The sequence below is a fragment of the Frigoribacterium sp. CFBP 8759 genome (genome assembly GCF_014841655.1).
Classification (GTDB): domain Bacteria; phylum Actinomycetota; class Actinomycetes; order Actinomycetales; family Microbacteriaceae; genus Frigoribacterium.
The window spans coordinates 418,698-442,981 of record NZ_JACYUH010000002.1 but is presented as its reverse complement, the minus strand read 5'-3'; the positions used below and the strand labels follow the sequence as shown (position 1 = coordinate 442,981).

Annotated in this window: 20 protein-coding genes and 1 pseudogene; 5 read left to right on the top strand and 16 right to left on the bottom strand. The window is 71.9% G+C overall.

From position 1 onward, the window contains the following. Nucleotides 1–103: 103 nt before the first annotated feature. Together IFT79_RS07360 and IFT79_RS07355 are read right to left on the bottom strand one after the other, a co-directional pair. Nucleotides 104–412 (bottom strand): DUF4190 domain-containing protein, encoded by a 309-nt coding sequence (locus IFT79_RS07360; RefSeq protein ID WP_192123476.1) that lies wholly within the window; start codon nucleotides 410–412, stop codon nucleotides 104–106. Between the two features lie 54 nt (nucleotides 413–466). Then, complete coding sequence (locus IFT79_RS07355; RefSeq protein ID WP_159824834.1) at nucleotides 467–1,618, bottom strand: pyridoxal phosphate-dependent aminotransferase; 1,152 nt, start codon at nucleotides 1,616–1,618, stop codon at nucleotides 467–469. A 243-nt stretch (nucleotides 1,619–1,861) separates the two neighbouring features. On the opposite strand from IFT79_RS07355, the gene rpsT reads away from it, so the two are divergent. Then, on the top strand, nucleotides 1,862–2,122 hold the full coding sequence (gene rpsT / locus IFT79_RS16300; RefSeq protein ID WP_043596189.1) for a 30S ribosomal protein S20: 261 nt from the start codon (nucleotides 1,862–1,864) through the stop codon (nucleotides 2,120–2,122). Nucleotides 2,123–2,239: 117 nt separating this feature from the next. Here rpsT and holA read toward each other — a convergent pair whose 3' ends face one another. From holA to IFT79_RS07330, 5 genes and pseudogenes are all read right to left on the bottom strand, one after another. Beyond that, nucleotides 2,240–3,274 (bottom strand): DNA polymerase III subunit delta, encoded by a 1,035-nt coding sequence (holA, locus tag IFT79_RS16295; protein ID WP_056047549.1) that lies wholly within the window; start codon nucleotides 3,272–3,274, stop codon nucleotides 2,240–2,242. A 660-nt stretch (nucleotides 3,275–3,934) separates the two neighbouring features. Further along, nucleotides 3,935–5,368 (bottom strand): annotated as a pseudogene (locus IFT79_RS16660) (ComEC/Rec2 family competence protein); the annotation flags it as partial. Nucleotides 5,369–5,721: 353 nt separating this feature from the next. Beyond that, on the bottom strand, nucleotides 5,722–6,426 hold the full coding sequence (locus tag IFT79_RS07340; RefSeq protein ID WP_192123473.1) for a ComEA family DNA-binding protein: 705 nt from the start codon (nucleotides 6,424–6,426) through the stop codon (nucleotides 5,722–5,724). 43 nt (nucleotides 6,427–6,469) lie between these two features. Further along, nucleotides 6,470–9,016: a leucine--tRNA ligase gene (gene leuS, locus IFT79_RS07335; protein ID WP_446718858.1), complete on the bottom strand. Its 2,547-nt coding sequence runs from the start codon at nucleotides 9,014–9,016 to the stop codon at nucleotides 6,470–6,472. A gap of 180 nt (nucleotides 9,017–9,196) precedes the next feature. Continuing rightward, entirely contained in the window at nucleotides 9,197–10,621 is a 1,425-nt protein-coding gene (locus IFT79_RS07330; protein WP_192123469.1) for an anthranilate synthase component I family protein, read from the bottom strand. 32 nt (nucleotides 10,622–10,653) lie between these two features. On the opposite strand from IFT79_RS07330, the gene IFT79_RS07325 reads away from it, so the two are divergent. Continuing rightward, nucleotides 10,654–11,481: an aminotransferase class IV gene (locus IFT79_RS07325; protein WP_192123467.1), complete on the top strand. Its 828-nt coding sequence runs from the start codon at nucleotides 10,654–10,656 to the stop codon at nucleotides 11,479–11,481. 33 nt (nucleotides 11,482–11,514) lie between these two features. On the opposite strand, the gene cydC is transcribed toward IFT79_RS07325, so the two are convergent. The 4 genes from cydC to IFT79_RS07305 are packed head-to-tail and all read right to left on the bottom strand — an operon-like array spanning nucleotide 11,515 to nucleotide 17,389. After that, the gene (gene cydC, locus IFT79_RS07320; RefSeq protein WP_192123466.1) at nucleotides 11,515–13,281 is read right to left on the bottom strand and encodes a thiol reductant ABC exporter subunit CydC; all 1,767 of its coding nucleotides are present in this window, start codon (nucleotides 13,279–13,281) and stop codon (nucleotides 11,515–11,517) included. Then, entirely contained in the window at nucleotides 13,278–14,921 is a 1,644-nt protein-coding gene (cydD, locus tag IFT79_RS07315; protein WP_192123465.1) for a thiol reductant ABC exporter subunit CydD, read from the bottom strand. Before cydD ends, cydC begins: the two co-directional genes overlap by 4 nt. Before the next feature lie 10 nt (nucleotides 14,922–14,931). Further along, a complete protein-coding gene (cydB, locus tag IFT79_RS07310; RefSeq protein WP_056045711.1) occupies nucleotides 14,932–15,933 on the bottom strand; it encodes a cytochrome d ubiquinol oxidase subunit II in 1,002 nt (333 codons plus the stop codon). 43 nt (nucleotides 15,934–15,976) lie between these two features. Next, entirely contained in the window at nucleotides 15,977–17,389 is a 1,413-nt protein-coding gene (locus IFT79_RS07305) for a cytochrome ubiquinol oxidase subunit I (protein ID WP_192123464.1), read from the bottom strand. 143 nt (nucleotides 17,390–17,532) lie between these two features. Between IFT79_RS07305 and IFT79_RS07300 the strand changes: the two genes are divergently transcribed. Next, the gene (locus IFT79_RS07300) at nucleotides 17,533–18,201 is read left to right on the top strand and encodes a DedA family protein (RefSeq protein WP_192123463.1); all 669 of its coding nucleotides are present in this window, start codon (nucleotides 17,533–17,535) and stop codon (nucleotides 18,199–18,201) included. A 90-nt stretch (nucleotides 18,202–18,291) separates the two neighbouring features. Here the strand turns inward: IFT79_RS07300 and IFT79_RS07295 are convergent, their stop codons facing one another. The 5 genes from IFT79_RS07295 to IFT79_RS07275 form a co-directional block, all read right to left on the bottom strand. Beyond that, on the bottom strand, nucleotides 18,292–19,227 hold the full coding sequence (locus IFT79_RS07295; RefSeq protein WP_285063573.1) for an ABC transporter substrate-binding protein: 936 nt from the start codon (nucleotides 19,225–19,227) through the stop codon (nucleotides 18,292–18,294). Beyond that, nucleotides 19,224–19,964, bottom strand: coding sequence for an ABC transporter permease (locus IFT79_RS07290; protein WP_056045720.1), 741 nt, complete (start codon nucleotides 19,962–19,964; stop codon nucleotides 19,224–19,226). Before IFT79_RS07290 ends, IFT79_RS07295 begins: the two co-directional genes overlap by 4 nt. Then, nucleotides 19,961–20,647: an ABC transporter permease subunit gene (locus IFT79_RS07285; RefSeq protein WP_192123462.1), complete on the bottom strand. Its 687-nt coding sequence runs from the start codon at nucleotides 20,645–20,647 to the stop codon at nucleotides 19,961–19,963. The genes IFT79_RS07290 and IFT79_RS07285 overlap by 4 nt, the downstream gene beginning before the upstream one ends. Beyond that, nucleotides 20,644–21,480 (bottom strand): ABC transporter ATP-binding protein, encoded by an 837-nt coding sequence (locus tag IFT79_RS07280; protein ID WP_056045726.1) that lies wholly within the window; start codon nucleotides 21,478–21,480, stop codon nucleotides 20,644–20,646. The genes IFT79_RS07285 and IFT79_RS07280 overlap by 4 nt, the downstream gene beginning before the upstream one ends. Nucleotides 21,481–21,608: 128 nt before the next feature. Next, nucleotides 21,609–22,256 (bottom strand): TetR/AcrR family transcriptional regulator, encoded by a 648-nt coding sequence (locus IFT79_RS07275; RefSeq protein WP_056045731.1) that lies wholly within the window; start codon nucleotides 22,254–22,256, stop codon nucleotides 21,609–21,611. A gap of 85 nt (nucleotides 22,257–22,341) precedes the next feature. Here IFT79_RS07275 and IFT79_RS07270 point away from each other — a divergent pair, with 85 nt between their 5' ends. Next, the gene (locus IFT79_RS07270; RefSeq protein WP_082460251.1) at nucleotides 22,342–23,100 is read left to right on the top strand and encodes an SOS response-associated peptidase family protein; all 759 of its coding nucleotides are present in this window, start codon (nucleotides 22,342–22,344) and stop codon (nucleotides 23,098–23,100) included. 58 nt (nucleotides 23,101–23,158) lie between these two features. Then, entirely contained in the window at nucleotides 23,159–24,199 is a 1,041-nt protein-coding gene (locus IFT79_RS07265; protein WP_056045734.1) for an App1 family protein, read from the top strand. Nucleotides 24,200–24,284 lie beyond the last annotated feature (85 nt).

Sequence of the window (24,284 nt, the reverse complement as noted above, 5' to 3'; positions counted from 1 at the left end):
CGACGCGAGCCGGGCCGCGGGATGAGCGCGGGACGAGCGCGGGCGCGGGAGGCGCGAGCCGGACCGCGGGACGGGCCCGCGGGCGGGACTGCCGGGCCGAGGGTCAGACCGCGGTGCCGGGAAGGAGCGCGAGGACGCCGGCGCCCCCGACGACGGCGAGGCCGATCGCCAGGGCGATCAGCGTGCCCACGAGCATGACGGCGGACGAGACGATGCCGACGAGCGCCATGGTGCGACCCTCGGGCTCACGGCGGCGGGACAGGCTGCCGAGGACGAGGCCGGCGATCGGGACGACGAAGGTGAAGCCGAAGCCGATCGAGGCGAGGCCGAGGACGAGGCTCCAGACGGCGAGGGGCGAACGGACGCCGGTGGTGGAGGCGGAGAAGGTCGTGTGCACGGGTTGATTCGTCATGCTCCGAGCCTAGGAAGCCCCTCGCGTCGACCCCAGGGGGCTGACCCCCGGATCTCAGCGGGGGTCGCCCGGCGCCGGCAGTTTGCCGAGCCCCCGGGTGATCACCTCGGGTGACGACGCGAGGCAGACGCGGATCCACCCCTCGCCGCTCCGGCCGAACGCACTGCCCGGCGCGACCGCGACGCGCTCCGACAGCAGGAACCGCTCGGCCCACGCCGCCACGTCGCCCTGCGAGGCGTGGCTGACGTCGATCCAGAGGTAGAAGGCGCCGGTGGGCTCGAGGTACCGAATGCCCCGCTCGTCGAGCAACGTCGTGGCGAGGTCGAGGTTGCTCCGATAGTGCTCGCGGGCGTCGGCCACGGGCTGGTGGTCCCCCACGACGGCGGCGAGGGCGGCGTGCTGGTCGGGCTCGGCGACGCAGCTGATGGCCGCCTCCTGGACCGTGCGCATCGTCTCCGCGAGGCCCTTGGGCGTCACGAGGTAGCCGACCCGCACGCCCGTCATGGCGTAGGTCTTGCTCATCGAGAAGACGCTGAACACCCGGTCGTCGCCGTCGAGCGACGCCAGGCTGACGTGCTTCGGCCCGTAGGTGAAGTACTCGTAGACCTCATCGCTGATGACCCAGAGGTCGTGCCGGCGGGCGAAGTCCAGCAGGCGCCGCAGCGTCTCCTCCGGATAGACGACGCCGAGCGGGTTCGACGGGCTGTTCACGATGAGGGCACGGGTGCGGTCGCCGACGAGGTTCTCGAGTTCGTCGAGGTCGGGGTGGAAGCCGAGCTCGGGGGCCAACGTGTAGGGCACGGGCACGGCGTCGAGCATGTGGGCGTTCATCGTGAACGTCGTGTAACCGGGGTCCGGCACCAGCACCTCGTCACCGGCCGCGAGCAGCAGTCCCATCGTCTGGTGCAGGGCCTGCGTCCCCCCGACGGTGACCCAGACCTGCTCGAGGTCCACGTGCACGTCGTTCTCCCGGGCGAGTTTGTCCACGAGCGCCTCGCGCAGGGCCGGGATGCCGCCGTTCGGCGTGTAGTCGGTGCGGTCGTCGGCCCAGGCGCGGCGTGCGGCGTCGGCGATGTGGCGGGCGACGGGCACGTCGGGTTCGCCCACCACGAGCATGTCGACGCCGTCGAGCTGCGCCGCGAGCTCGTAGACCCGACGGATTCCGGAAGCGGGCACGGTGGTCATGTGGGGTGCGAGCTGAGGCATGATGGCACGGTACCCCGCACGACACGGCACGCCGACCGGTCGACGTTCGTTGAGAGTCGGGCTCGCTGCTGGTAACGTTGCCTGTTGGCTTGCGCGTTACGTCTGCAGTGGCGGAACGCGATCGCAGCCGAGAGCCGCTCCGGTGGCCATCACCGGCGGCAGCACCGGGTCGACCGATTCACGTCGGTCGGACGCTCGGCTGGCGCACATCGTCCGATACTCAGAATCCAGAAAGAAGTTCACGTGGCAAACATCAAGTCGCAGATCAAGCGCATCGGCACCAACAAGAAGGCCCAGGACCGCAACCGCGCCGTCAAGAGCGAGCTCAAGACCGCCGTCCGCGCCACCCGCGAGGCCATCGCCGCCGGCGACAAGGACAAGGCCACCTCGGCTCTGCTCCTCGCGTCGAAGAAGCTCGACAAGGCCGCCAGCAAGGGCGTCATCCACCAGAACCAGGCCGCGAACCGCAAGTCGTCCATCGCGAAGCAGGTCGGCGCCCTCTAGGCTCCCCTCCCCCGAGCCCCCGGGCTCGACGACGAAGGCCCCGTCTCGATCGAGACGGGGCCTTCGTCGTCCTCGTTCGCCCGCAGGACAGGCGACCGGACGGTCAGGAGGCGCGACTCACGACAGCAGCGAACCGCGCGTCGAGATCATGGTCACCATCCGCTCGAGCGCGTACACCGGATCGCGCTCGGCGCCCTTGACGGCCGCGTCGGTCTCGGCGAGCAGCTCGATGCACCGGCCCAGCCCATCCTCGGTCCAGCCACGGAGATCTCGTTGTGCCCGTTCGACCTGCCACGGGGCGAGTCCAAAGCGCGAGGCGAGCTGACCCGAGCCACCGTAGGAGCCCTGCACCTTGGCCATGGTGCGGATCTTCATCGCGAAGGCCGCCACCACGGGCACGGGATCGGCCCCGGTCGACAACGCGTGGCGGAGCAGGACCAGAGCCTCGCCCTGCTGACCTGCGATGGCCGCGTCGGCCACCTTGAAGGCGTTGGTCTCGACCCGACCCGAGTAGTACTTCTCGACCGTGGCCTCGGTGATCTCGGCCGCGGCGTCGCTGATCAGCTGCTGGCACGCACTGGCGAGCTCGGCCAGGTCGTCGTTGAAGGCCGTCACGAGCGCCCGGAGGGCCCCCTGCGAGATGCGACGCCGTTCGGCGGCGAACTCGGCGGCCGCGAACTCGAGCTTCTCGGTGTCTTTCTTGAGCTCGGCGCACACGACCTCGAGGCCGCCGCCGGTGCCGCCCCGGACGGCGTCGAGCAGCTTCTTGCCGCGGACCCCGCCACCGTGGCGCAAGACGAGGGTCGTGTCGTCGGCGGGCGTGTCGAGGTAGCGCAGCGTCTCGGTGAGGAAGGCGTCGGTGCACTTCTCGACGTTCGAGACGCGGATGAGACGTGGCTCGGCGAAGAGCGACGGGCTCGCCAGCGTCACGAGCTCGCCGGGTTGGTAATGGTCGGCCTCGAGGTCGTGCACCTCGAGGCTGGGGTCTTCGGCGACGAGCTGGTCGCGCAGCTGGCGGGAGGCACGGTCGGCGAGGAACTGCTCGGGCCCGCTCACCAGCACCACGGCCGCGGGACGGATCTTGTCCCACCCGACCTGGTCGATCGCGACCGAGGCCTTCTTCGCCGTCTTGCCACTCGCTCGCGCTGCCATGCTGCCTCTCGGACGTCGTCCCACGGACGCGGGGCCCGCCGCGCCTCCTCCGATGCTAGAGGACGCCACCGACGTGTCGGACGCGCGATCTCGACCCGCGGACCCCGCGTGCTCCCGCCAGATCCGCAGGCCGACGTCGCCGCCGTCACGGCCGACGGGCGTGACGGCGGCCTGACCGGCCTCGTCGCTGCGGACCACGACTCCCCCGCCGTCCCGGACCAGGTCGAGCGCGACGTCGGTCGGGTGCCCGTAGGAGTTGTCGGCCCCCACGCCCACCAGGCCGACGCGGGCCGACACCCGCTCGTACAACTCGGCGTGCTGGTCCGCCGACCCGTGGTGCGACACCTTCAGGACGTCGACCCGCCCGAGCCCCTCCTCGCCGTCGGGTGACGAGGCCAGACGGCGTTGGGCGGTCTCACCGAGATCGCCGAGGGCCAGCAGGGAGAGGCACCCGACCCGGCAGGACCCGCCCGGGTCGAGGCGCACCACGAGGCTGGCGTCGTTGCCCGCCGGGGTCGCGGAGGGCGGCCAGAGGAGCCGCCACGTGTGGTCGCCGAGGCGTCCCCGGGTGCCGACCCGCGCCTCCTGGACCTCGGCGCCACCGCCGCGCAGGGCGGTCACGACCTCGGCGTCGTCCGAACGCCCCACGGGCCCGACGAGGGCCGTGCCGACCCGGCCGACGACCGAGCCGATCGCCCCGACGTGGTCACGGTCGAAGTGGGTGAGCACGAGCAGGTCGACGTGGCGCACGCCGAACGTCGAGAGGCAGCGGTCGACGGCGGCCTCGTCGTCACCCACGTCGATCAGGGCGACGGCCCGCGCGCTGCGGACGAGCACGGCGTCGCCCTGCCCCACGTCGCACTGGGCGACGACCCAGTCGTCGGGAACGGAGGCGCGGGTCACCACGGTGCGCCCGCCCACCACCCCGACGGTGGCCACCAGCACGCCCACCAGCAACGTCGTGGCGACGGCCCGCAGGCGGCCCCGGGCCCGGGCCACCACGGCGACCACGACGAGGGCCGTCACGCCGACCAGGGAGGCGACGCCGAGCGCCGAGGCGTCCCACCCGACTCGCGTGCCCGGCCAGGTCGACGCCGACCGGGCGACGGCCGCGACCCAGGACGACGGCAGCCACGAGGCCCAGGCGACGGCCGCGGCCGTCGCGGGCGCCCAGGGCGCGAGCACGCAGACGACGAGCCCACCCACGGTCGCCACCGGAGCCGCCGGGCCGGCCAGCACGTTCGCGGCGACGCCGTGCAGGGCGATGCTCGGTTCGAGGGCGAGCAGCACGGGCTGGCAGGCGAGCTGCGCGGCCGTGGGGACGGCGAGGGCCGCCGCCACGGGTTCGGGCACGAGGCGCGCCAGCAGGGCGGTCAGCGGCCCTCCGAGCACGACCAGCCCCGACGTCGCGAGGACCGACAGGACGAAGGCGAGGTCGCGGGCCAGCCACGGGTCAGCGAACAGCAGCCCGGCGACCGCCAGCGCGATCACGGGCACACCGGCGATCGGCCGGGCGACGGCGAGGTGCACGAGGACGAGCACCGCCATGACGGTGGCCCGGACGATGCTCGGCTCGGGCGTGACGAGCACGACGAACGCGACCAACACGACGACGGCCATCGCGAGCCGCAGCAACCGCGGGACCCTCAGCACCGACCCGACGAGCACCACGAGGGCGACCAGGACGGCGCAGTTCGAGCCCGACACGGCCGTCAGGTGGCTGAGCGACGCCTGCGTCATGTCGTCGTCGAGGTCGTCGGGCACTCCCGACGTGTCGCCGATCGCGAGCCCCGGCAGCAGGGCCCCGCCGTCACCCGGCAGGTCTGCGGCCACGGCACGGAAGGCCGAGCGGAGACCGTTCGACCAGGCCGACGCCCGCCCGGGCTCGGCGCGGACGCCGAGCGGCTCGACCGCCCGCCCCTCGAACGCGACCGACTCGCCGTACCTCACCGGGCCCAGGACGAGCCGGGCCGACACCCGGGCCCCGATCTCGGCCGACCGACGACCGTCGAGGCGCGCCCCGAACACCCGCACCGGGACGCGGTCCCCGAGGGCCACGGTCCCCGCGCCGACGTCGAGTCGGTCGACCGACATCGTCAGGACGTCGGCCCGCGCCTCGACCCGGTCGAGCAGGCGCCCCTCGACGGTGACCGCGTGCCCCACCGACGTCGTGAGCCCCGACGGGTGACGACGGTCGTCGCGCACCGCCGCCTGGCCCGTGAGCCCGGCGCATGCCCCGGCGCTCAGGGCCACCACCAGCAGGACCTGCCCGGCCGCGAGGGCGCCCACCCGCGCCACGAGCACGAGTCCTACCGCGACGACGCAGACGACGAGGGCGACGGCGGCCACGACGGGCGACAGCCCCGGCCGGGCCGAGCCCACGGCGAGCCCGACCCACGCCACGGCCACGGGCACCCCGAGCCGCAGGTCGAGGACGCGACCGGGCGTCACACCCGCACCCGGTCGCGCATTGCCTCGAGCGTCTTCGGACCGATGCCCGGCACCCCTAGCAGGTCGTCGACGCTGCGGAAGCGGCCGTTCTCGTCACGCCAGGACAGGATCGCCGCCGCGGTCGCCGGACCCACCCCGGGCAGCGTCTGCAACGCGGCGTCGTCCGCGAGGTTGAGGTCGACCGTCCCGCCACCGACCGTCGTCCCGCCACCTGTCGCCGGTCCCCCCGCGGCCGGTCCACCCGCCGCCGCGTCGCCACCGCCCGCCACCCCCTCGTCCGCGGTCTCACCGACGGCCGGCACCCGCAGCTGCTCGCCGTCGACGAGCACCCGCGCGAGGTTGACCGCCGCCTGGTCGGCCTCGTCCGTGAACCCGCCGGCCGCCGCGACCACGTCGACGACGCGGGCGCCGTGCGGCAGTTCGTACAGGCCGGGCGCCGCCACCCGGCCGTGCACGTGCACGAAGACGACCGAGGCACCCGCGGGAGGTGCGGTGCCGGCCCCTGCCCCGGCCTCGGCCCCGGTGCCCGGCTCGACGGTCACGACCTCGTCCGCCGCGCCTCCTCGGGTGGCGAAGGCCGACACGGCGACGCTCACCGCCAGCACGACGAAGAGCAGGACGACGACCGCCCCGACCCCCACGCGCCACCGCGGACCACCCGGCTCGGACGGGTCGACGGCGGTGCGGAAGCTGACGGTCATGACCCGTCACGGTACGAGCGNGGGGACGAGACGCCCCGAGTACCTACTTCACCGCGATGTTCACCAGGCGCGGCGCCCGCACGATGACGTTGACGATCTGCTTGTCGCCGATCGCGCGCTGCACGGCCGCCGAGTCGCGGGCCAGCGCCTCGAGCTCGTCGGAGGCGATCTTGGGCGACACCTCGAGCCGGTCGCGCACCTTGCCGTTGACCTGGACGACCGCGGTGACGCTCGTCTCGACGAGCAGCGTCGGGTCGGCCTTCCGCCAGCCGTACGTGGCGAGGGCACCGCCGTCGTAGCCGAGCTTCTCCCACATCTCGGAAGCCGTGTAGGGAGCGAACAGCGACAGCCCCAGCGCGACGGTCTCGGTCGCCTCGCGCACCGCCGGGTCGGACGCGCCGGGACCCGAGTCGATCGCCTTGCGGACGGCGTTGGTGAGCTCCATCAGGCGAGCGACGACGACGTTGTACTTGAACGCCTCGCTCAGCCCCGGGGCCTCGGCGAGGAACCGGTGGGTGACCCGGCGCAGGGCCTGGTCGCCGTCGGCCCACACCACGTCGCGCGAGCTGTCGACGTCGCTCGAGAGACGGAACGCCCGGGCCAGGAACTTGGCCGAACCGGCGGGCGAGACGTCGGCCCAGTCGATGTCGTCCTCGGGCGGGCCGGCGAAGGCCATCGTCAGGCGGATGGCGTCGACGCCGTGCTTCTCGATCTCGTCGGAGAGGCTGACGACGTTGCCCTTGCTCTTGCTCATCTTGGCGCCGTCCTGCAGCACCATGCCCTGGTTCAGCAGCGCGCTGAAGGGCTCGGTGAAGTCGACGTGGCCGAGGTCGAAGAGCACCTTGGTGATGAAGCGCGCGTAGAGCAGGTGCAGGATGGCGTGCTCGACGCCTCCGACGTACTGGTCGACCGGCGCCCACCTGCTGGCCTGGGCCGGGTCGAAGGCCCGGTCGGCGTCGGTGGGATCGAGGAACCGCAGGAAGTACCACGAGCTGTCGACGAAGGTGTCCATCGTGTCGGCGTCCCGACGCGCGGGCGACCCGTCGCGCGGGTCGGGCACGTTCACCCAGTCCTCGGCCGCGCCGAGCGGCGAGCTGCCCTTCGGCTTGAGGTCGAGGCCCTCGGTCGACGGCAGTCGGACCGGCAGCTCGTCGTAGGGCACCGGCACCTCGACGCCGTCGGCCCCGTGCACGATCGGGATGGGCGTGCCCCAGAAGCGCTGGCGCGAGATCAGCCAGTCGCGCAGACGGTACGTCTTGGCCGCCCCGCCGTCGCCGGACGCCTCGAGCAGTTCGACGACGCGCTTGATCGCGTTCGACTTGCTGAGGCCGGTCAGGGCGCCCGAGTTCATCAGTCGGCCGTCGCCGGTCAGGGCCACGCCCGTCTCGCGGGGGTTCAGGTCGGGCAGGTCGTCCGGCAGGATCGCCTGGCCGTCCTCGTCGAGCTCGAGCTTGGGGATCACGCCCGTGACGGGCGCGTTCGTGTCGACCACGACGCGCACCGGGAGGTCGTACTTGCGGGCGAAGTCGAGGTCGCGCTGGTCGTGCGCGGGCACGGCCATGACCGCGCCGTGGCCGTAGTCGGCCAGCACGTAGTCGGCGGCCCAGACCGGCATCGGGTCGCCCGTGAGCGGGTTGACCGCGACCCGGCCGAGCGGCACGCCGGTCTTGGGGCGCTCGCTCGACTGGCGCTCGATCTCCGTCGCCTTCTGCACCTCGACGAGGTACTCGGCGAAGGTCGCCTTGACGTCGTCCGTCGCGTCGGCGACGAGTTCGGCCGCGAGGTCGGAGTCGGGCGCGACCACCATGAACGTCGCGCCGTAGAGGGTGTCGGGACGCGTGGTGAAGACCGTGACCTTCTCGTCACGGCCCTCGATGGCGAAGTGCACGTCCGCACCGATCGAGCGGCCGATCCAGTTGCGCTGCATGTTGAGCACCTTGGTCGGCCACCGGCCCTCGAGCTGGTTGAGGTCGTCGAGCAGACGGTCGGCGTAGTCGGTGATCTTGAAGTACCACTGCGTCAGCTTCTTCTTGACCACGACGGCGCCCGACCGGTCGCTGGTGCCGTCGGGCAGCACCTGCTCGTTGGCGAGCACGGTCTGGTCCACCGGGTCCCAGTTGACCCAGCTGTCCTTGCGGTAGGCCAGGCCCTTCTTGTACATCTCGAGGAACAGCCACTGGTTCCACTTGTAGTACTCGGGATCGCTCGTGTGCAGCACCCGGCTCCAGTCGAACGACGGGGCGTAGAGCTTCATGCTCTGCTTCTGCTGCGCGATGTTCGCGTAGGTCCACTCGCGGGGGTCGACGCCGCGCTTGATGGCCGCGTTCTCGGCGGGGAGCCCGAAGCTGTCCCAACCGATCGGGTGCAGCACGTTGAAGCCCTGCTGGCGCCAGTACCGCGTCACCATGTCGCCGAGGGCGTACTGCTCGGCGTGGCCCATGTGCAGGTCGCCCGAGGGGTAGGGGAACATGTCGAGGATGTACTTGCGCGGCCGCTTGTCGTCGGGGTCGACGACGAACGGCTGCTCGGCGTCCCACCGGGCCTGCCACTTCTCTTGCAGGCGGGCGACGTCGTACTCGCGTTCGGGCACGCCGTCGTGGGGCGGGATGGCCGAGGAGGCGTCGGTCGCGGTCGTGTCGTGCTCGTGTGCCACGGGGCTCTCATTCACTGCTGGCAGTAGGTGCGGTGGGGGCGGACCGTCCGTGCGAGGGCACGGCGACGTGCGCCGGGCTCGGCGATCCTCGCCAAGGCTACCGAACGGCACGCGCCGTCACGACATGCGGACCGGCGCCCCGTCGGCGGTACGGACGCCGAGCACGGCGAGCAGGGCCGCCGCCTTCAGCTCGACCTCGTCGCGTTCGTCGACCGGCACCGACGAGATGGTGATGCCGCCGCCCACCCCGACGCGAGCACCCGCCGGTCGCGCGGGCCGTCCCGCACTCGCCGCCCGGGCCCCGTGGACGACGATCGAGCGGATGGTCATCGCCAGGCTCGCCGAGCCGTCGCGCCCGAGCCAGCCGGTCGCGCCCGAGTAGACCCCCCGGGGCGCTCCTTCGAGGTCGGAGAGCAGTTCGACGGCCCGTCGCTTCGGGGCACCGGTCATCGACCCGGCGGGGAAGGCCGCCTCGACGACGTCGGCCGCGGTGCACCCCGCCCCGAGACGGGCCCGCACCGTGCTGACGAGCTGGTGGACGTGCTCGTACGAGTGCACGGCGAGCAGCTCGGACACCTCGACCGTGCCGAGCAGGGCCACCCGGGCGAGGTCGTTGCGGACCAGGTCGACGATCATGACGTTCTCGGCGCGCTCCTTCTCGCTCTCGACGAGTTCGCGCGCGAGCACCGTGTCGTCGGCGCCCGACCCGCGGCGTCGCGTGCCCTTGATCGGCGCCGACGACACCCGGCCGTCGGCCGTCACCTCGACGAACGACTCGGGCGACGCCCCGACGACGGCCACGTCGCCGATGCGCACGAACGACGCGTGCGGCGCCGGCGAGGACCGACGGAGGCGCGCGAAGGCCTCGAGCGCGTCCACCGGCCCCACGACGTCGACGGCCGTGGTCAGGCAGAGCTGGTACGCCTCGCCGGCCGCGATGGCCCGCCGACACCCCTCGATCAGGTCGAGGTACTCGTCGGGGCGGTGCCGCCAGCGGGCGGTGGGCGGGGCGGTGCCCCCCGAGGAGGCGCGGGTCGGCCCGGGCACCGGAGGCTCGGGCGGCACGTCGGCCCAGGTCTCGACCAGGGAGGACGCCCACGGGTCGTCGGCCCGCGCGACGGCCTCGACCGAGCGTGCCGCGTGGTCGAAGACCAGGGCACGGTCGACGTCGAGCAGGGCGAGGTCGGCGGGGTCTCCGTCGGCGGCGACGGTGGAGGCGGTGGCTGCCGGCCGGTGCCCCTCGGTGGCGTCGCGGTCGAGCAGCCGGCAGCCGAAGCCGTAGCCGAGCCAGCCGGCCCAACCGAGCGGATGGCTGTCGGGCTCGACGTCGACCAGGTCGTCACGCACCGCCTGCCAGAGCCGGTCGGCGCCGCCGTCGCGCACGTCGCCCGTCGCGGCCCGACCCCACCCGACGACCGAGCGGCCCCGCACGGCGCCGTCCCCGGCGTCGCGCCAGACCACGTCGCCGGTCGCGGCCAGGTGCCGGACGACGGCCTCGGGGTCGCGCCACGGCAGGGAGGAACGGACGACCGCGGGACGCATACCCTTGATCCTATGAGCGGAGACCCGACCCGATGAGTGGCGACGGGCCGGGTGGTGACGTGCTGCACGTCTGGCAGGGCGACGAGCTGGCGACGCCCGGGGGCGGAGGGGCGGCGGACGCCGACCCGCACCTCCTCGTGGCGGACTCGTGGCTGGTCGACGACGGCTCGGTGCTGGCCCTCGACGTGCACCGCGACCGGTTCGCCGGGTCGATCGCCGAGGTGCCCGGGGCGCCCGACGCGGACGAGGTATCGGCGTTCTGGACGGCGGCCCTCGCGGTCCTCCCCCGGACGGGAGCCTGGTTCCCCCGCGTCGAGCTCGTCGCGGGCGACGGAGCCGAGGACGGCGACCGGGCACGCCTGCGGCTGCGCCTCCGTCCCGCTCCCCCGCGTCACCGCTCGGTCGTCCTCGCCACGGCCGACCGGGACCCCCGCACGCGACCGACGGTCAAGGGGCCCGACCTCGCCGCCCTCGGCTCGCTCGTCTCCGAGGCGCGGTCACGAGGGGCCGACGAGGCCGTGCTGCTCTCGCCCGAGGGACACGTCGTCGAAGGCGCCTGGAGCTCGATCGTCTGGTGGCGCGGAGACGCCCTCTGCCTCCCGTCGGACGACCTGGCGCGCCTCCCGGGCGTCACGGTCCGCAGCCTGACGACGCTGGCCGCCGTCCTCGGCGTCGACGTGCTGCACGACCGCACCCGGCCGGACGAGCTCGACGGGTTCGAGGTCTGGAGCCTCGGCGCACTGCACGGCATCCGCATCGTCACCGGCTGGATCGACGGCCCGGCACCCGCCGAGGAGCCGGGGCGCCTGGCGCTCTGGCGCGGCCGACTCGACCGCCTGCGACGACCGGTCGACGGCTGACCCCCACCGCGACGCGATCGGTGCCTCGACGCGTCAGGCGCCGGCCCCGTCGTCGGGCGTGACGTCGGACCCGACCTCGACCCCGACCTCGACCTCGACCTCGCCGAGGCGGCCCGCCTCGAGGCGCACGCGCCGCGTCACCAGCTCGGCCGGCACCTCGACGTGCGAGATCACGACGACCGTCGAGCCGTCGTCGCGGGCGGTGGTCAGGACGTCGTGCACGAGCCGACGGGAGGTCTCGGCGTCGAGTCCGGCCGTCGGCTCGTCGAGCACGAGCACCGGGAACCCCCGCAGGAGGGCACGCGCGAGCGAGATGCGCTGGGCCTGACCACCCGAGACGAGGACGCCGCGCTCGCCCACCGGTGCGTCGAGCCCGCCGCGCTCGGCGGCCCAGCGGCCCAGCCCGACGCGGTCCAGGACCGCGAGCAGGTCGTCGTCGGTGGCCGTGTCGCGGGCGAAGAGCAGGTTCTGCCGCAGGGACTCGTCGAAGAGGTAGGGCCTCTGCTCGATCAGGCCGACCGTGGCCCGGACGGCGGCCGGGGCGAGGATCGCCGTGTCGACTCCCCCGACCTCGTAGCGACCCGTGTGCTCGACGAAGCGGGCCAGCACCCACGCCAGCGTGGTCTTGCCGGCGCCGCTCGGCCCCTCGACCACGAGGCGGTCGCCGACGGCCACGTCGAGGTCGACGCCGCGGAGCGCGGGGCCCGCCGCCCCCGGCCAGGTCGCCGAGACTCCCCGCAGGCGAAGCGCGGGCACGGAGGCCGGCACGGCGGGCCCGTGGGCTCGGAGAGGGTCGGAGGCGGTGACGTCCGCCTCGCCGGACACGTGGTCGTCGTCGACGACGCCGGCCGGCACGTCGACCGGCACCGCCGAGTCGACGCGGTCACCGCTCGCCCGCACGCGACGCCAGGCCAGCACGGCCGTCGGGACGGCACCGACGACCTCGAAGACGGCGAGGGGCACGAGGGCGACCAGCGCGAAGGCGGGACCGGTCAGCCCGCCCGAGGCGACGTCGGGCGCCACGACGGGGATCGTCGCGAACACGGCGGCACCCGACAGCGCCGAGAGCACGGCGGCGACCACGCCCCCGGTCAGGGCCCGACGCGAGGAGGCGCGGCGCAGGTCGTCGTCGAGTCGAGCGACCCGGGCGAGCTGACGGTCCACCGCCTCGAACGCGACGAGCACGTCGAGGTTCTGCACGAGGTCGACGACGGCAGCCGAGAGCGCCCCCCGCCGGTCGGCGAGGGTGCGTTCACTGCGGCGGGCGAGCCGGTCCGCGGCGACGCAGCCGACGACGAACGCGATGACGAGTGCGCCTGCCAGGACGACCGCCGCCATCGGCGACACGAGGGCGACGCCGACCACCGCGACGACCGAGGTCAGGCCCGACACCACGAGCGGCTGCACGACCCGGAGGGGAAGGTCCTGCAGGGCGTCGACGTCACCGACGACGCGCGCCAGCAGGTCGCCGCGATCGGTGCGGCCGAGACCCGCCGGGGCCACGCGGATCAGTCGGCGGTAGAGCTCGGTGCGGACCACGGCCAGCTGACGGAAGGCCGCGTCGTGGCTCGACAGCCGTTCGAGGTAGCGGAAGACCGCGCGGGTCAGGGCGAACGCGCGGACGCCCACGACGGCGAGCGAGAGGTAGAGGATCGGCGGCTGCTCGGCGGCCCGCGTGATGAGGTACGCCGACGCCGCGAGCAAGGCCACCGCCGAGAGGGCGCTCAGCGACCCGAAGACCAGGCCGGGGGCGGCGCGGCGTCCGGCGGGCTGAGCCGTGCGGAGCAACGAGCGGGTCACGAGGGGCCTCCGATCGGGACGACGACGTCGGCCGCGTCGCTCACGGCGCGGCGGTGCGTGACGACGACCACGGCGACGCCCGTGGCCGCGATGCGACGGAGGCCCTCGACGACCCGGGCCTCGGTGACCCGGTCGAGGGCGGACGAGGGCTCGTCGACCAGCAGGAGGCGCGCCCCGACCCGGTCGAGCCGGTACAGCGCCCGGGCCACCGACACCCGCTGCGCCTGGCCGCCGGACAGCCCCTCGCCGCCGGCCCCGAGCACGAGCGCCGGGTCGAGGCCGGCCGCGCCGGCCAGGTCGAGGGCGCGGACGACGGCCTCGGTGTCGGGCCCGTCCTCGTCGCCGAGGCCGACGTTCTCGGCGACGGTGCCGGACGACAACTGGGCGGACTGGCCCGACCAGGCGATCTCGTGGCGGGCGGGCGCGCGGCCCGACGAGCGCCAGACGGCGCGTCCCTCGCACGGCTCGAGCCCCAGCACGGCGTCGAGCAGGGTGGACTTCCCGGCACCGCTCGGTCCGACGACCGCGGTGACGCGACCCGTCTCGGCGACGAAGGAGGTCTCGGCCAGCCGCACCGCGCCTCCTCGGCCGACCGACACCCGGTCGACGACGAGCGCGTCGGCCTCGGTGAGGGCCGCGGCCGGATCGGCGTCGGTCGTCGCCCGGGACGACCGGGGCGTGACGTCGCCGTCCTCGTCGTCCAGCAGCTCGAAGACGTCGTCCGCCGCCGCGACCCCGTCGGCCGCGGCGTGGTAGTTGGCTCCGACCTGGCGCAGGGGCAGGTAGGCCTCGGGGGTGAGCAACAGCACGAACAGCCCGGCGGTCAGCCCCAGCGACCCCTCGACGAGCCGGATGCCGATGGACACGGCGACGAGTGCGACGGACAGCGACGCCGCGAGCTCGAGCACGAAGCCGCTGAGGAACGACACGCGCAGCACCGTGACCGTCTCGACCCGGTAGTCGTCGGTGATGCGACCGATCCGCTCGACCTGGCGCCGCTCGCGACCGAAGGCCTTGAGCGTCGACGCCCCGCCCACGGCGTCGGCGAACGACGAGGCGAGGTGCGTCAGGCGGTCCCACTGCCGGGTCTGGGCGGCCCGTGTGGTCCACCCGATCAGGACCATGAAGACGGGGATCAACGGCAGGGTCAGCACGACGATCAGGGCCGACAACCAGTCGTGGAGCGCCATGACGACGATCAGCAGCGGCGTCGCCAGGGCCGTCAGCACCAGCTGCGGCAGGTAGCGCGCGAAGTACTCGTCGAGGGCGTCGAGCCCGGGGCCGACGAGCGTCGCGACGCGCGCCGAGGAGTGGCGGTCGACCCAGGCGCGCCCCCGGTCGGCGACCGCGCGGACGACCCGGGCCCGCAGCTGGCTCTTGACCTGCGCCGCGGCCCGCGCGGCCGTCACCTCGAGGGCCCAGGCGACGAGCGATCGTGCCGCCACCGAGACTCCGAGCCCCAGCAGGGTGGTCGAGAGACCGGAGACGCGCCCGTCGACGACCTGGACCACGGCCGTCGTGGTGAACCAGGCCACGGCGACGATCGCGAGGGTCTGCGCGAGGCCGAGCACGGCACCGAGCCCCAGGAACACCCGGGCGGCGGAGGCGTAGCGCAGGAGGCGCGGGTCGAGCGGCTTCACGGACGTCGCCTCAGTGCGCGGCCGGGATGGTCGCCCGGGTGATCCGCTTGCGGAAGATCCAGTAGGTGAAGCCCTGGTAGCCGAGGATGAGCGGGACGAAGACGAGGGCCACCCAGCTCATGATCGTCAGGGTGTAGGTCGAGCTCGACGCGTTGGCGATCGTGAGACCGTTCGCCGGATCGTTGCTCGCCGGCATCACCCAGGGGAAGAGCGCGGCGAACAGGCTCGACACCGCCAGGGCGATCGTGAGGGCCATGAGGCCGAAGGACCGGCCCTCGCGACCGCGCAGGTTCGCGACGAACGAGGCGATCAGGCTGACGGCGGCCCCGGCCGAGAGGACCACCGAGGCGAGGGTTCCGTGCATCAGCGAGGTCAGGACCAGGAAGGACGCCGCGACGACGATCGTCACGAGCCCCGCGCGGGTGGCCAGGCGCCGGGCCCGGTCACGGATCGCCCCCTCGGTCTTGAGCGTGACGAACACGACGCCGTGCGTGAAGAAGAGCAGCAGGGTCGTGAGACCGCCCAGCAGGGCGTAGGGGTTCAACAGGTCGACCAACGTCCCGGTGTAGTTGTGCCCCTCGTCGAGCGGCACGCCCTGCACGACGTTGGCGAACACCAGCCCCCAGACGAACGCCGGCACGGCCGAGCCGACGACGATCATGAGGTCGAAGCGGCGCTTCCACGAGGACTCGGGACGCTGGTGGCGGTACTCGAACGAGACGCCCCTCGCGATCAGGGCCAGCAGGATGAGCAGCATCAGGAGGTAGAAGCCGCTGAACAGCGTGGCGTACCACTCGGGGAAGGCCGCGAACAGGAACGCACCGGCGACGATGACCCAGGTCTCGTTGAGGTCCCAGACCGGACCGATGGTGTTGATCAGCACGCGCCGGTCGGTGTCGTCGCGACCGAGGAAGGGCAGGGACATGCCGACCCCGAAGTCGAAGCCGTCGAGCACGAAGTAGCCGACGAAGAAGAACCCGAGGATCACGAACCAGAGGGTGGGGAGGTCCATGGTCAGAGCCTTTCTCGCATCGGTTCGGTGGGGGTGGTGGGCATCAGTAGACCGTCGCCTCGTGGCGGATCTCGCCCGACACGGGGTCGGGCTCGGGGGCGTCGGCCGGCCCCTTCTGGGCGGCCCTGACGATGAGCTTGAACTCGACGACCGCGAGCGTGCCGTAGATCAGCGTGAAGGCGACGAGCGAGATGAGCACCGTCAGGCCGGTGACGCCCGGCGAGACGCCGTCCTCGGTCTTCAGCAGCCCGAAGACGAGCCAGGGCTGTCGACCCATCTCGGTGAAGACCCAGCCGACGATCATGGCGAGGAGGGGCATCGGGTAGCTGAAGACCGCGGCCCGCCAGACCCACCTGTTCTGCGGCAGTCGCCCCTTGCGGGTGATCCAGAGGCCGACGAGCGAGACGAGCACGCTGACCATGCCGAGGCCCATCATCCAGCGGAAGGACCAGTAGGTGACCCAGATGATCGGGGTGTAGTCCCCCGGACCGTAGAGCTGCACGTACTGCGCCTGGAGGTCGTTGATGCCCTCGACCGTGCCGTCGAAGGTGTGCGTCGACAGGAACGACAGCAGGTACGGCACCCGGATGCTGAAGAGCTCGTGCACCCCGTCGGGCGTGCCCAGGGTGAAGATCGAGAACGAGGCGTCGGCGCCGGTGCTGGTCTTGTACAGGGCCTCCGCGGCCGCCATCTTCATCGGCTGGGTCTCGACCATGGCGAGACCCAGCTGGTCGCCCGTGACGAAGGTGAGCGCGCCGGCGGCCACCATCGTCCAGAGACCGAACCGCAGGGCCGGTCGCATCGTCTCGAGGTGCTGGTTGCGCGAGAGGTGCCAGGCGGCGACGGCGACGATGACCGCGGCCGAGACCATGAAGCAGGCGAAGATCGTGTGCGGGAACGCGGCGAGGGCGACCTTGTTGGTCAGCACCTCCCAGATGCTCGTGAGCTCGGCCCGCCCCTTCTCCTCGTTGATGTCGTAGCCGACCGGGTTCTGCATGAAGGCGTTCGCGGCGATGATGAAGTACGCCGAGAGGATGCTGCCGACCGTCGCACCCCAGATGCTCAGCAGGTGGAGCTTCGGCGGCACCTTGTCCCAGCCGAAGATCCAGATGCCGATGAAGGTCGCCTCGAGGAAGAACGCGAGCAGGCCCTCGAGCGCGAGCGGGGCGCCGAACACGTCGCCGACGAACCGCGAGTAGTCGGACCAGTTCATGCCGAACTGGAACTCCTGGACGATGCCGGTCACGACGCCCATGGCGAAGTTGATCAGGAAGATCTTGCCGAAGAACTGGGTCAGCTGCAGGTAGTGGACGCGGCCGGTGCGCACCCAGGCCGTTTGGAAGACCGCCACCGTGAAGGCCATGCCGATCGTGAGGGGCACGAACAGGAAGTGGTAGATCGTGGTGAGCCCGAACTGCCAGCGGGACAACAGCAGCGGGTCGAGCAGCTCGTTCATCGGGATGTGCCTTCTCCCTCGGATGGTGGTGGTGGTCGTGCGTCGCACCGTCGGGACGTGTCGAGCCTAGATCCGGAGATGAACGACACCTGTCGTTTAGGGCACCCGGGCGCCGTGCACTCGCTGTGAATAGGCTCGGGCGGGTGAACGACGTGCTGACGACCCTGCTCGACCTGGTGCAGTCCGTCGATCCCGTGCTGAGGACGGTGCTGGCCGGCATCGCCATGGTGCTCGAGACGTCGGTGCTGCTAGGCCTGATCGTGCCGGGCGACACGGTGGCGATCGTGTCGGCCACGGCGGTGGGGTCACCCTTCGAGTTCGGTGCGCTCGTGGTCGCCCTCGTCCTCGGCGCCCTGGTGGGCGAGAGCGTCGGGTTCGCCCTCGGCCGGTTCTTCGGACCGAGGATCCGCGCGAGCGCGCTCGGACGACGCCTCGGCGAGGCGAACTGGGTCCGGGCCGAGAACTACCTCGCGCGACGGGGCGGCATCGCCGTCTTCGTCTCGAGGTTCCTGCCGGTTCTGCACTCGCTCATCCCGTTGACGGTGGGCACGAGCCCCATGCGCTACCGGACGTTCCTCACCTGGACGGCCCCCGCCTGCCTCCTCTGGGCCCTCGCCTACGTCTCCGTCGGCGCGGCGGCCGCGGGCGGCTACCGCGAGCTGGCGGACCGACTGCACCAGGCCGGGTACGTCTTCGTCGGCATCATCGTCGCGTTCGTCCTGCTGGTCGTCGTCGTGAAGAAGGTCCTGCACCGCCGCGAGGAGCGCCACATGACACGCCCCGACGGGGACGCGGGCGACGGGTCGTCCTGACCCGCGCCTCCTCGGGGTCGCCCTCCGGGCGGGGCCCGGACGACGGAGAGCCCCGTTCCGCGGACGGAACGGGGCTCTCGACGAGGGGGCCTAGCTGTCGAGCAGGCCCTTCTCGGTCAGGTAGTCCTTGGCGATGGTGGCCGAGGACTCCTTGTCGGTCTGGCTCTTCGAGTTGAGCTTCTGCAGGTCGGAGGCGCTCAGGACCTCGTCGACGCTGTCGATGACGTCCTGCGCGTCGGAGTCGACCTTGTCGGACACGATCGGGACCACGTTCTGCGGCAGGATCATGTTCTCGGGGTCGTCCAGGGTGACGAGGTCGTTCTCGGCGATCAACGGGCTGGCCGTGTAGATGTCGGCCAGCTGGACGCTGCCGTCGGTCAGGGCCTTGACCGTCAACGGGCCACCGCCGTCGTCGATCGGCGTCGAGGTGACGTCGACACCGTAGATGCTCTTCAACCCGGGAGGGCCGTAGGGACGTTCGGCGTTCTCGGGCGGAGCACCCAACGTCAGCGTGCCGGAGTAGTCCTTGAGGTCGGCCAGGCTCGTGATGTCGTTCTCCTCGGAGAACTCCTTCGTCACGTTGTAGCTGTCCTGGTCGGACGCCGCGGCGGCCTTCAACGCGGTCAGACCGGAGGGCAACGCGGCGGCGAGGGCCGTCTCGACCTCTTCGGGCGACTTGGCGGTCTCGTCTTTGTCGTAGTACTGCAACAGGTTGCCGGTGTACTCGGGGAAGACGTCGATCTTGCCGGACTCGAGCTCGGGCAGGTAGACCTCGCGCTGACCGATCTGGTACTGACGGTCGACCGTGTAGCCCTTGGCCTCGAGGGCCTGGGCGTACAGCTCGGCGATGATCTCGTTCGAGTAGTACTGCTGCGAGCCGATGACGAGCGTGTCGCCGTCGCTCGACGCCGACGAGTCGCCGGAGCTCAGCGGGTCGCTCGACGCGCACCCTGCCAGGGCCACCATGGCCCCGATCGCGACCGCGCCGAGAACGGTGAGCCGGCCTTTCTTGTTCGCTGTGATCACTGTGTGCCTTTCGTGAGGGGTGTTGCCGTGACCGCCCCGGGCCGGACGGCCCTGGAGCGGATGTCGGTGGGGCGCCCGGCCGTGACCCCGGCGGGGACGACGAGGCGCTGGACGATCGAGAAGAGGATCTCGAGGACGACCGCGAGGGCGATGACGAGGATGGAGCCCGCCAGCATCTTCGGGTAGTCGTTCGCCCGGAGGCCCGTGATGATGTAGCTGCCGAGACCGCCCGCGCCGACGAAGGTGGCGAGGGTCGCCGTCGCGACGACCTGGAGGACGGCGGACCGGATGCCGCCGATCAACAGGGGCAGGCCGAGGGGCATCTCGACCTTCGTCATGATCTGCCACTCGGTCATGCCCACGGCCCGTGCGGCGTCGACGGTCTTGCGGTCGACGGCCTCGAACCCCGAGTAGGCACCGGCGAGCACCGACGGGATCGCCAGGATGACGAACGAGATGATCGGCGCGGTGAGGCCGATGCCGACGGACAGGGCGATCAGGGTGATGACGCCGAAGGAGGGCAGGGCACGCGCGCCGCCCGAGATCGAGACGGCGATCGAGCGACCACGGCCGGTGTGTCCGATGAGGTACCCGACGGGAACGGCGATCACCGAGGCGATCACCACCGAGAGGGCGCTGTACCAGAGGTGCTGGCCCAGCCTCGTGGGGATGCCGTCGGCACCCGTCCAGTGGATCGGGTCCGCGAGCCAGGCGAACGCCTCGACGAAGAAGTTCACGGCAGCACGACCTCCTGGCGGGCCTGGACGGGAGCGACGGGCTTGATCTTCGCGTCCTTGCGGCTCCAGGGCATGAGGACCCGCCCGAGGAGCACGAGCAGGAAGTCCAGCACGAGGGCCATGACGATGGTGAGCACGATCCCCGCCACGATCTCGGCGGTGATGTCGCGCTGGAAGCCGTCGATGAAGAGGAGTCCCAGACCGTTGACGCCGAGCACCCCTCCGACCGTGGCGAGGCTGACCGTGCTCACCACGACGACCCGCAGACCGGCGAGCATGACCGGACCCGCCAGGGGGAACTCGACCCTCCAGAACCGTTGCCAGGACGAGTAGCCCACGGCCGTCGCCGACTGCGTGACGTCGGCCTCGACGGCGGCGAGGGCGTCGGCCACCGACCGGACCATGAGGGCGATGCCGTAGAGGGTGAGGCCGATGACGATGTTGACGGGACTCCGCAGCGAGGTGCCGAAGACCACCGGCAGGGCGATGAGGAGGGGCAAGGACGGAATCGCGTAGAACAGACCGGCGACCGTGAGGATTCCCCTCGACACCCGGTAGCGGTTCGCGAACCAGCCGATGGGCAGCGAGATGACGAACGCCAGGATTACCGGCGGCACGCTCAGGCCGAGGTGCACGATCGTCTTGTCGAGGATGTAGTCGCTGTTGGACCAGATCCAGTTCACGACGCCTGCCCACCTCGGACCGACTCGGTCAGCACCCCGGCGGTGCGCCCGTCGCCGTCCACCACCACCTGCCCGGTCGGCGTCTGCTCGACGTGGAGGGCACGCTTGCCCCGGTTGGCTCCGATGAACTCGGCGACGAAGTCGGTGGCGGGTGCCGAGAGGATCTCGGCGGGGCTGCCCTGCTGGGCGATCTGGCCGCCCTTCTCGAGGATCACGACCTGGTCGCCGAGGTAGAAGGCCTCGTCGATGTCGTGCGTGACGAAGACGACGGTCTTGTCGAGTTCGCGCTGCAACCGGATGAGCTCTTGCTGCAGGTCGGACCGGACGAGCGGATCGACGGCACCGAAGGGCTCGTCCATGAGCAGGATGTTCGGGTCGACGGCGAGGCCACGGGCCACGCCGACCCGCTGTTGCTGCCCACCGGACAGCTGGCTCGGGTAGCGCTGGGCCAGGTCACGGTCGAGACCGACCGTGTCCATGAGCTCGAGGGCGCGGTCACGGGCGACCTTCTTCGACGTGCCCTTGAGGACGGGGACGGTCGCGATGTTGTCGACGACCTTGCGATGCGGAAGGAGACCGGAGTTCTGCATGACGTAGCCGATGCTGCGGCGGAGCCCGACGGGCTCGAGGTCGCCGATCGACTTGCCGTCGATCTCGATGACACCGGAGGTCGGGTCGACCATGCGGTTGATCATCCGCAGGATCGTCGTCTTGCCGCAGCCGCTCGACCCGACGAAGACCGTGGTCTTCCGGGACGGGATCACCAGGCTGAAGTCGTCCACCGCCAGGGTGCCGTCGGGGTACTGCTTCGTCACGGAACGGAACTCGATCATGGGTGGCTCATTCCTCGTGGGCAGCACGAATCGACACTTGCCAGGGCGTTCACCCAACCACAGATCCCGACGAAGCGTCATCGACCCCGCCGGGGCCCCCGACGCCGGCCGTCACACGGCCGACGAGGTCAGTGCGCGCCGACGAGGGGCTCGAGGTAGCCCGTCAGGACCGTGCGGCACTGGTCGACGAAGCGGCCGTCGCCCTCGGCGTCGTCGATGAAGGCGCGCGCCAGCAGGGCATTGGCGATCTCGACCGCCACCTGGAGGCCCAGCTCGAGCTCGTCGGTGCGCGGCACCGAGCAGTGGTCGACGAGCACGGCGAGCAGCTGCTCGGCCAGGGGGCTCGTGTACTGGCGCGTCTCGGGCGTGCGCACGTCGGGTGCGTCGCCGAAGCGGATGGCCCGGAAACCGGGCTCGCTGCGGTACATCTCGGCCTTGGCGTCGACGAACAGGTCGACGGCACGACGCCAGTCGGTGACGGCGTCGTCGGACACGGCCTCGTCGACCCGGACGGTCAGACGCTGGACGGAACGCAGGGCGAGCGCGTCGACGACGGCGATGCGGTCGGGGAAGTAGCGGTAGACCGTGCCGATCGAGGCGCCCGCCCGCTCGGCGACCATGGCCGTGGTCAGACGCTCGTAGCCGATCTCGTCGATGATGGCCGCGGCCGCGTCGAGCAGCCCGGTGAGCCGCGCGGAACTGCGAGCCTGGACCGGCTCGTTCCTCAGCAGCGGTGAACCCCCGGGCAGTGCGTCATTGACGTCGGTGACGAGCAACGTTTCTCCGTTTCGTGGCGATGCCTCGACGGGGTCGGGCACGGTGCGATGACGTCGGAAGGGGGACCGAGGTGGCGGTCACCGGATGTCGGCGGCTGCCACCAGAATGGATCGCATGTGCGGACGATTCGTGATGGCACGCGCCTCGAGCGACCTGGTGGCCCTGTTCGACGTCGATGTATCAGGAGACACTCTCCCAGAGCCTTCCTGGAATATCGCTCCGACCCGGCCGGTGAGTCTGCTCGTCGACGCGGCTCCTCGGGGCGAGGACGCCGGCGGCCCGCCGGTCCGACGGCTCGCCGCGGCGCGGTGGGGTCTCGTGCCCGGTGGCTCGGCAGGGCCCGACTCCGGTCCCCCGCTGTTCAACGCACGGTCCGAGTCGGTCGCCGAGAAGCCGTCGTTCCGCGACGCCGTGGTCTCGCGCCGCGGCCTGGTCCCGGCCACCGGGTGGTACGAGTGGCAGACCCTGCCCGACGGCTCGAAGCGCCCCGTCCTCGTGCGGCTGCCCGACGACGAGGTGGTGTTGTTCGGCGCGCTCTACGAGTGGTGGCGAGACCCGTCGGCCGAGGTGGGCGCCCCGTCTCGGTGGCTGTTGTCGACCACCGTGTTGACCCGCGCCTCCTCGGGTCCGGTGTCCGAGGTGCACGACCGCATGCCGGTGCTCGTCGGCACCGACGTCATGGACGACTGGCTCGACCCCGAGACCGAGGGCGACGACGACCTGGTGCAAGGCATCGCCGGCCTCAGCGACGAGATCGCCGCGCGCCTGCTGCACCACGAGGTCGGCCCCGAGGTCGGCTCGTCGTCGGTCGACCACCCCGGTCTGCTGGCCCCCGTCGGCTGATCCGGTCCGTCGGCGGTCCGTCCGTCCGTCCGACGACCCATCGTGCGAGACTGACCGGATGCCCGACACCCGCAAGGCACCGCCCGCCGCCGTCGAGCCCTTCCTCCACCGAGCGGCCCGCATCGAGAACTCGGTCCACCGCTTCCGTGAGAAGCGGGCGCGACGCCGCGGCCTCCTGCCCACCGTCGTGCCGTACACCGGCTACGGCGCTCCCGGATGGGCGCGGGTGCTGTCCCGCGTCCTGCTCACCCGGACGGGCACGCTGTCGGGCGTGGACCGCCTCAACGTCCGGGGGTGGCGCAGCTTCACCAGCGTGCCCGTCGAGAAGGCCCTGGTCGAGGTCTCGCTCGGCGGTCGCGTCCAACGCGTCCAGGCCGACCGCGGTGGCGTGCTCGACGCCCGCATCGCCGTCGACCTCGAACCCGGCTGGCACGTCGCGACCCTGAGCACCGAGGGGTCCGTGCCGGTCGAGGCGCCGATCTTCGTCATCGATCCGGAGGCGCGGTTCGGCATCGTCTCGGACATCGACGACACCGTGATGGTCACCTCGCTGCCCCGGCCGCTGCTCGCGGCCTGGAACACCTTCGTGCTCAACGAGCACGCCCGTCGCCCGGTGCCCGGCATGGCCGTGCTCTACGAGCGCCTGAACGCGGCGAACCCCGGGTGCCCCGTCATCTACCTCTCGACGGGCGCCTGGAACGTGGCGCCGACGCTGTCCCGCTTCCTGTCCCGCAACCTGTACCCGAGCGGCGCACTCCTGTTGACCGACTGGGGCCCCACCCACGACCGGATCTTCCGCAGCGGTCGCCTGCACAAACAGGAGTCCCTGCGCCGCCTCGCCGACGAGTTCCCCGAGCTCAAGTGGCTGCTCGTCGGCGACGACGGGCAACACGACGAAGAGCTGTACGGCACGTTCCTGCACGACCACCCCGAGAACGTGGCCGCCGTGGCGATCCGTCAGCTGTCGCCGAGCGAGGCCGTGCTGGCCGGTGGACGGTCGCGGTCGGAACACGCCGAGGGCAGCGACGTCGTCTGGGTGTCGGCACCCGACGGCGCCGGCCTGTGGGAACAACTCCTCGACAACGGCGTGATCGACTGACCCTGGTAGCTCGTGCTGATCCTGTGATAGTGGGATAGTCCTGTTTTGTGGGTCGACCTGGCTGCTATCGTGGATCATCCCGAGA

Bases quoted from the DNA above. Each gene is read 5' to 3' on its own strand.
- IFT79_RS07265 (WP_056045734.1), top strand. From the start codon at position 23,159: ATGCCCGACACCCGCAAGGCACCGCCCGCCGCCGTCGAGCCCTTCCTC.
- holA (WP_056047549.1), bottom strand. From the start codon at position 3,274: ATGGCAGCGCGAGCGAGTGGCAAGACGGCGAAGAAGGCCTCGGTCGCG.
- IFT79_RS07325 (WP_192123467.1), top strand. From the start codon at position 10,654: ATGAGTGGCGACGGGCCGGGTGGTGACGTGCTGCACGTCTGGCAGGGC.
- IFT79_RS07305 (WP_192123464.1), bottom strand. From the start codon at position 17,389: ATGAACGAGCTGCTCGACCCGCTGCTGTTGTCCCGCTGGCAGTTCGGG.
- IFT79_RS07330 (WP_192123469.1), bottom strand. From the start codon at position 10,621: ATGCGTCCCGCGGTCGTCCGTTCCTCCCTGCCGTGGCGCGACCCCGAG.
- IFT79_RS07355 (WP_159824834.1), bottom strand. From the start codon at position 1,618: ATGCCTCAGCTCGCACCCCACATGACCACCGTGCCCGCTTCCGGAATC.
- IFT79_RS07280 (WP_056045726.1), bottom strand. From the start codon at position 21,480: ATGATCGAGTTCCGTTCCGTGACGAAGCAGTACCCCGACGGCACCCTG.
- IFT79_RS07360 (WP_192123476.1), bottom strand. From the start codon at position 412: ATGACGAATCAACCCGTGCACACGACCTTCTCCGCCTCCACCACCGGC.
- cydB (WP_056045711.1), bottom strand. From the start codon at position 15,933: ATGGACCTCCCCACCCTCTGGTTCGTGATCCTCGGGTTCTTCTTCGTC.
- IFT79_RS07340 (WP_192123473.1), bottom strand. From the start codon at position 6,426: ATGACCGTCAGCTTCCGCACCGCCGTCGACCCGTCCGAGCCGGGTGGT.
- IFT79_RS07270 (WP_082460251.1), top strand. From the start codon at position 22,342: ATGTCGGCGGCTGCCACCAGAATGGATCGCATGTGCGGACGATTCGTG.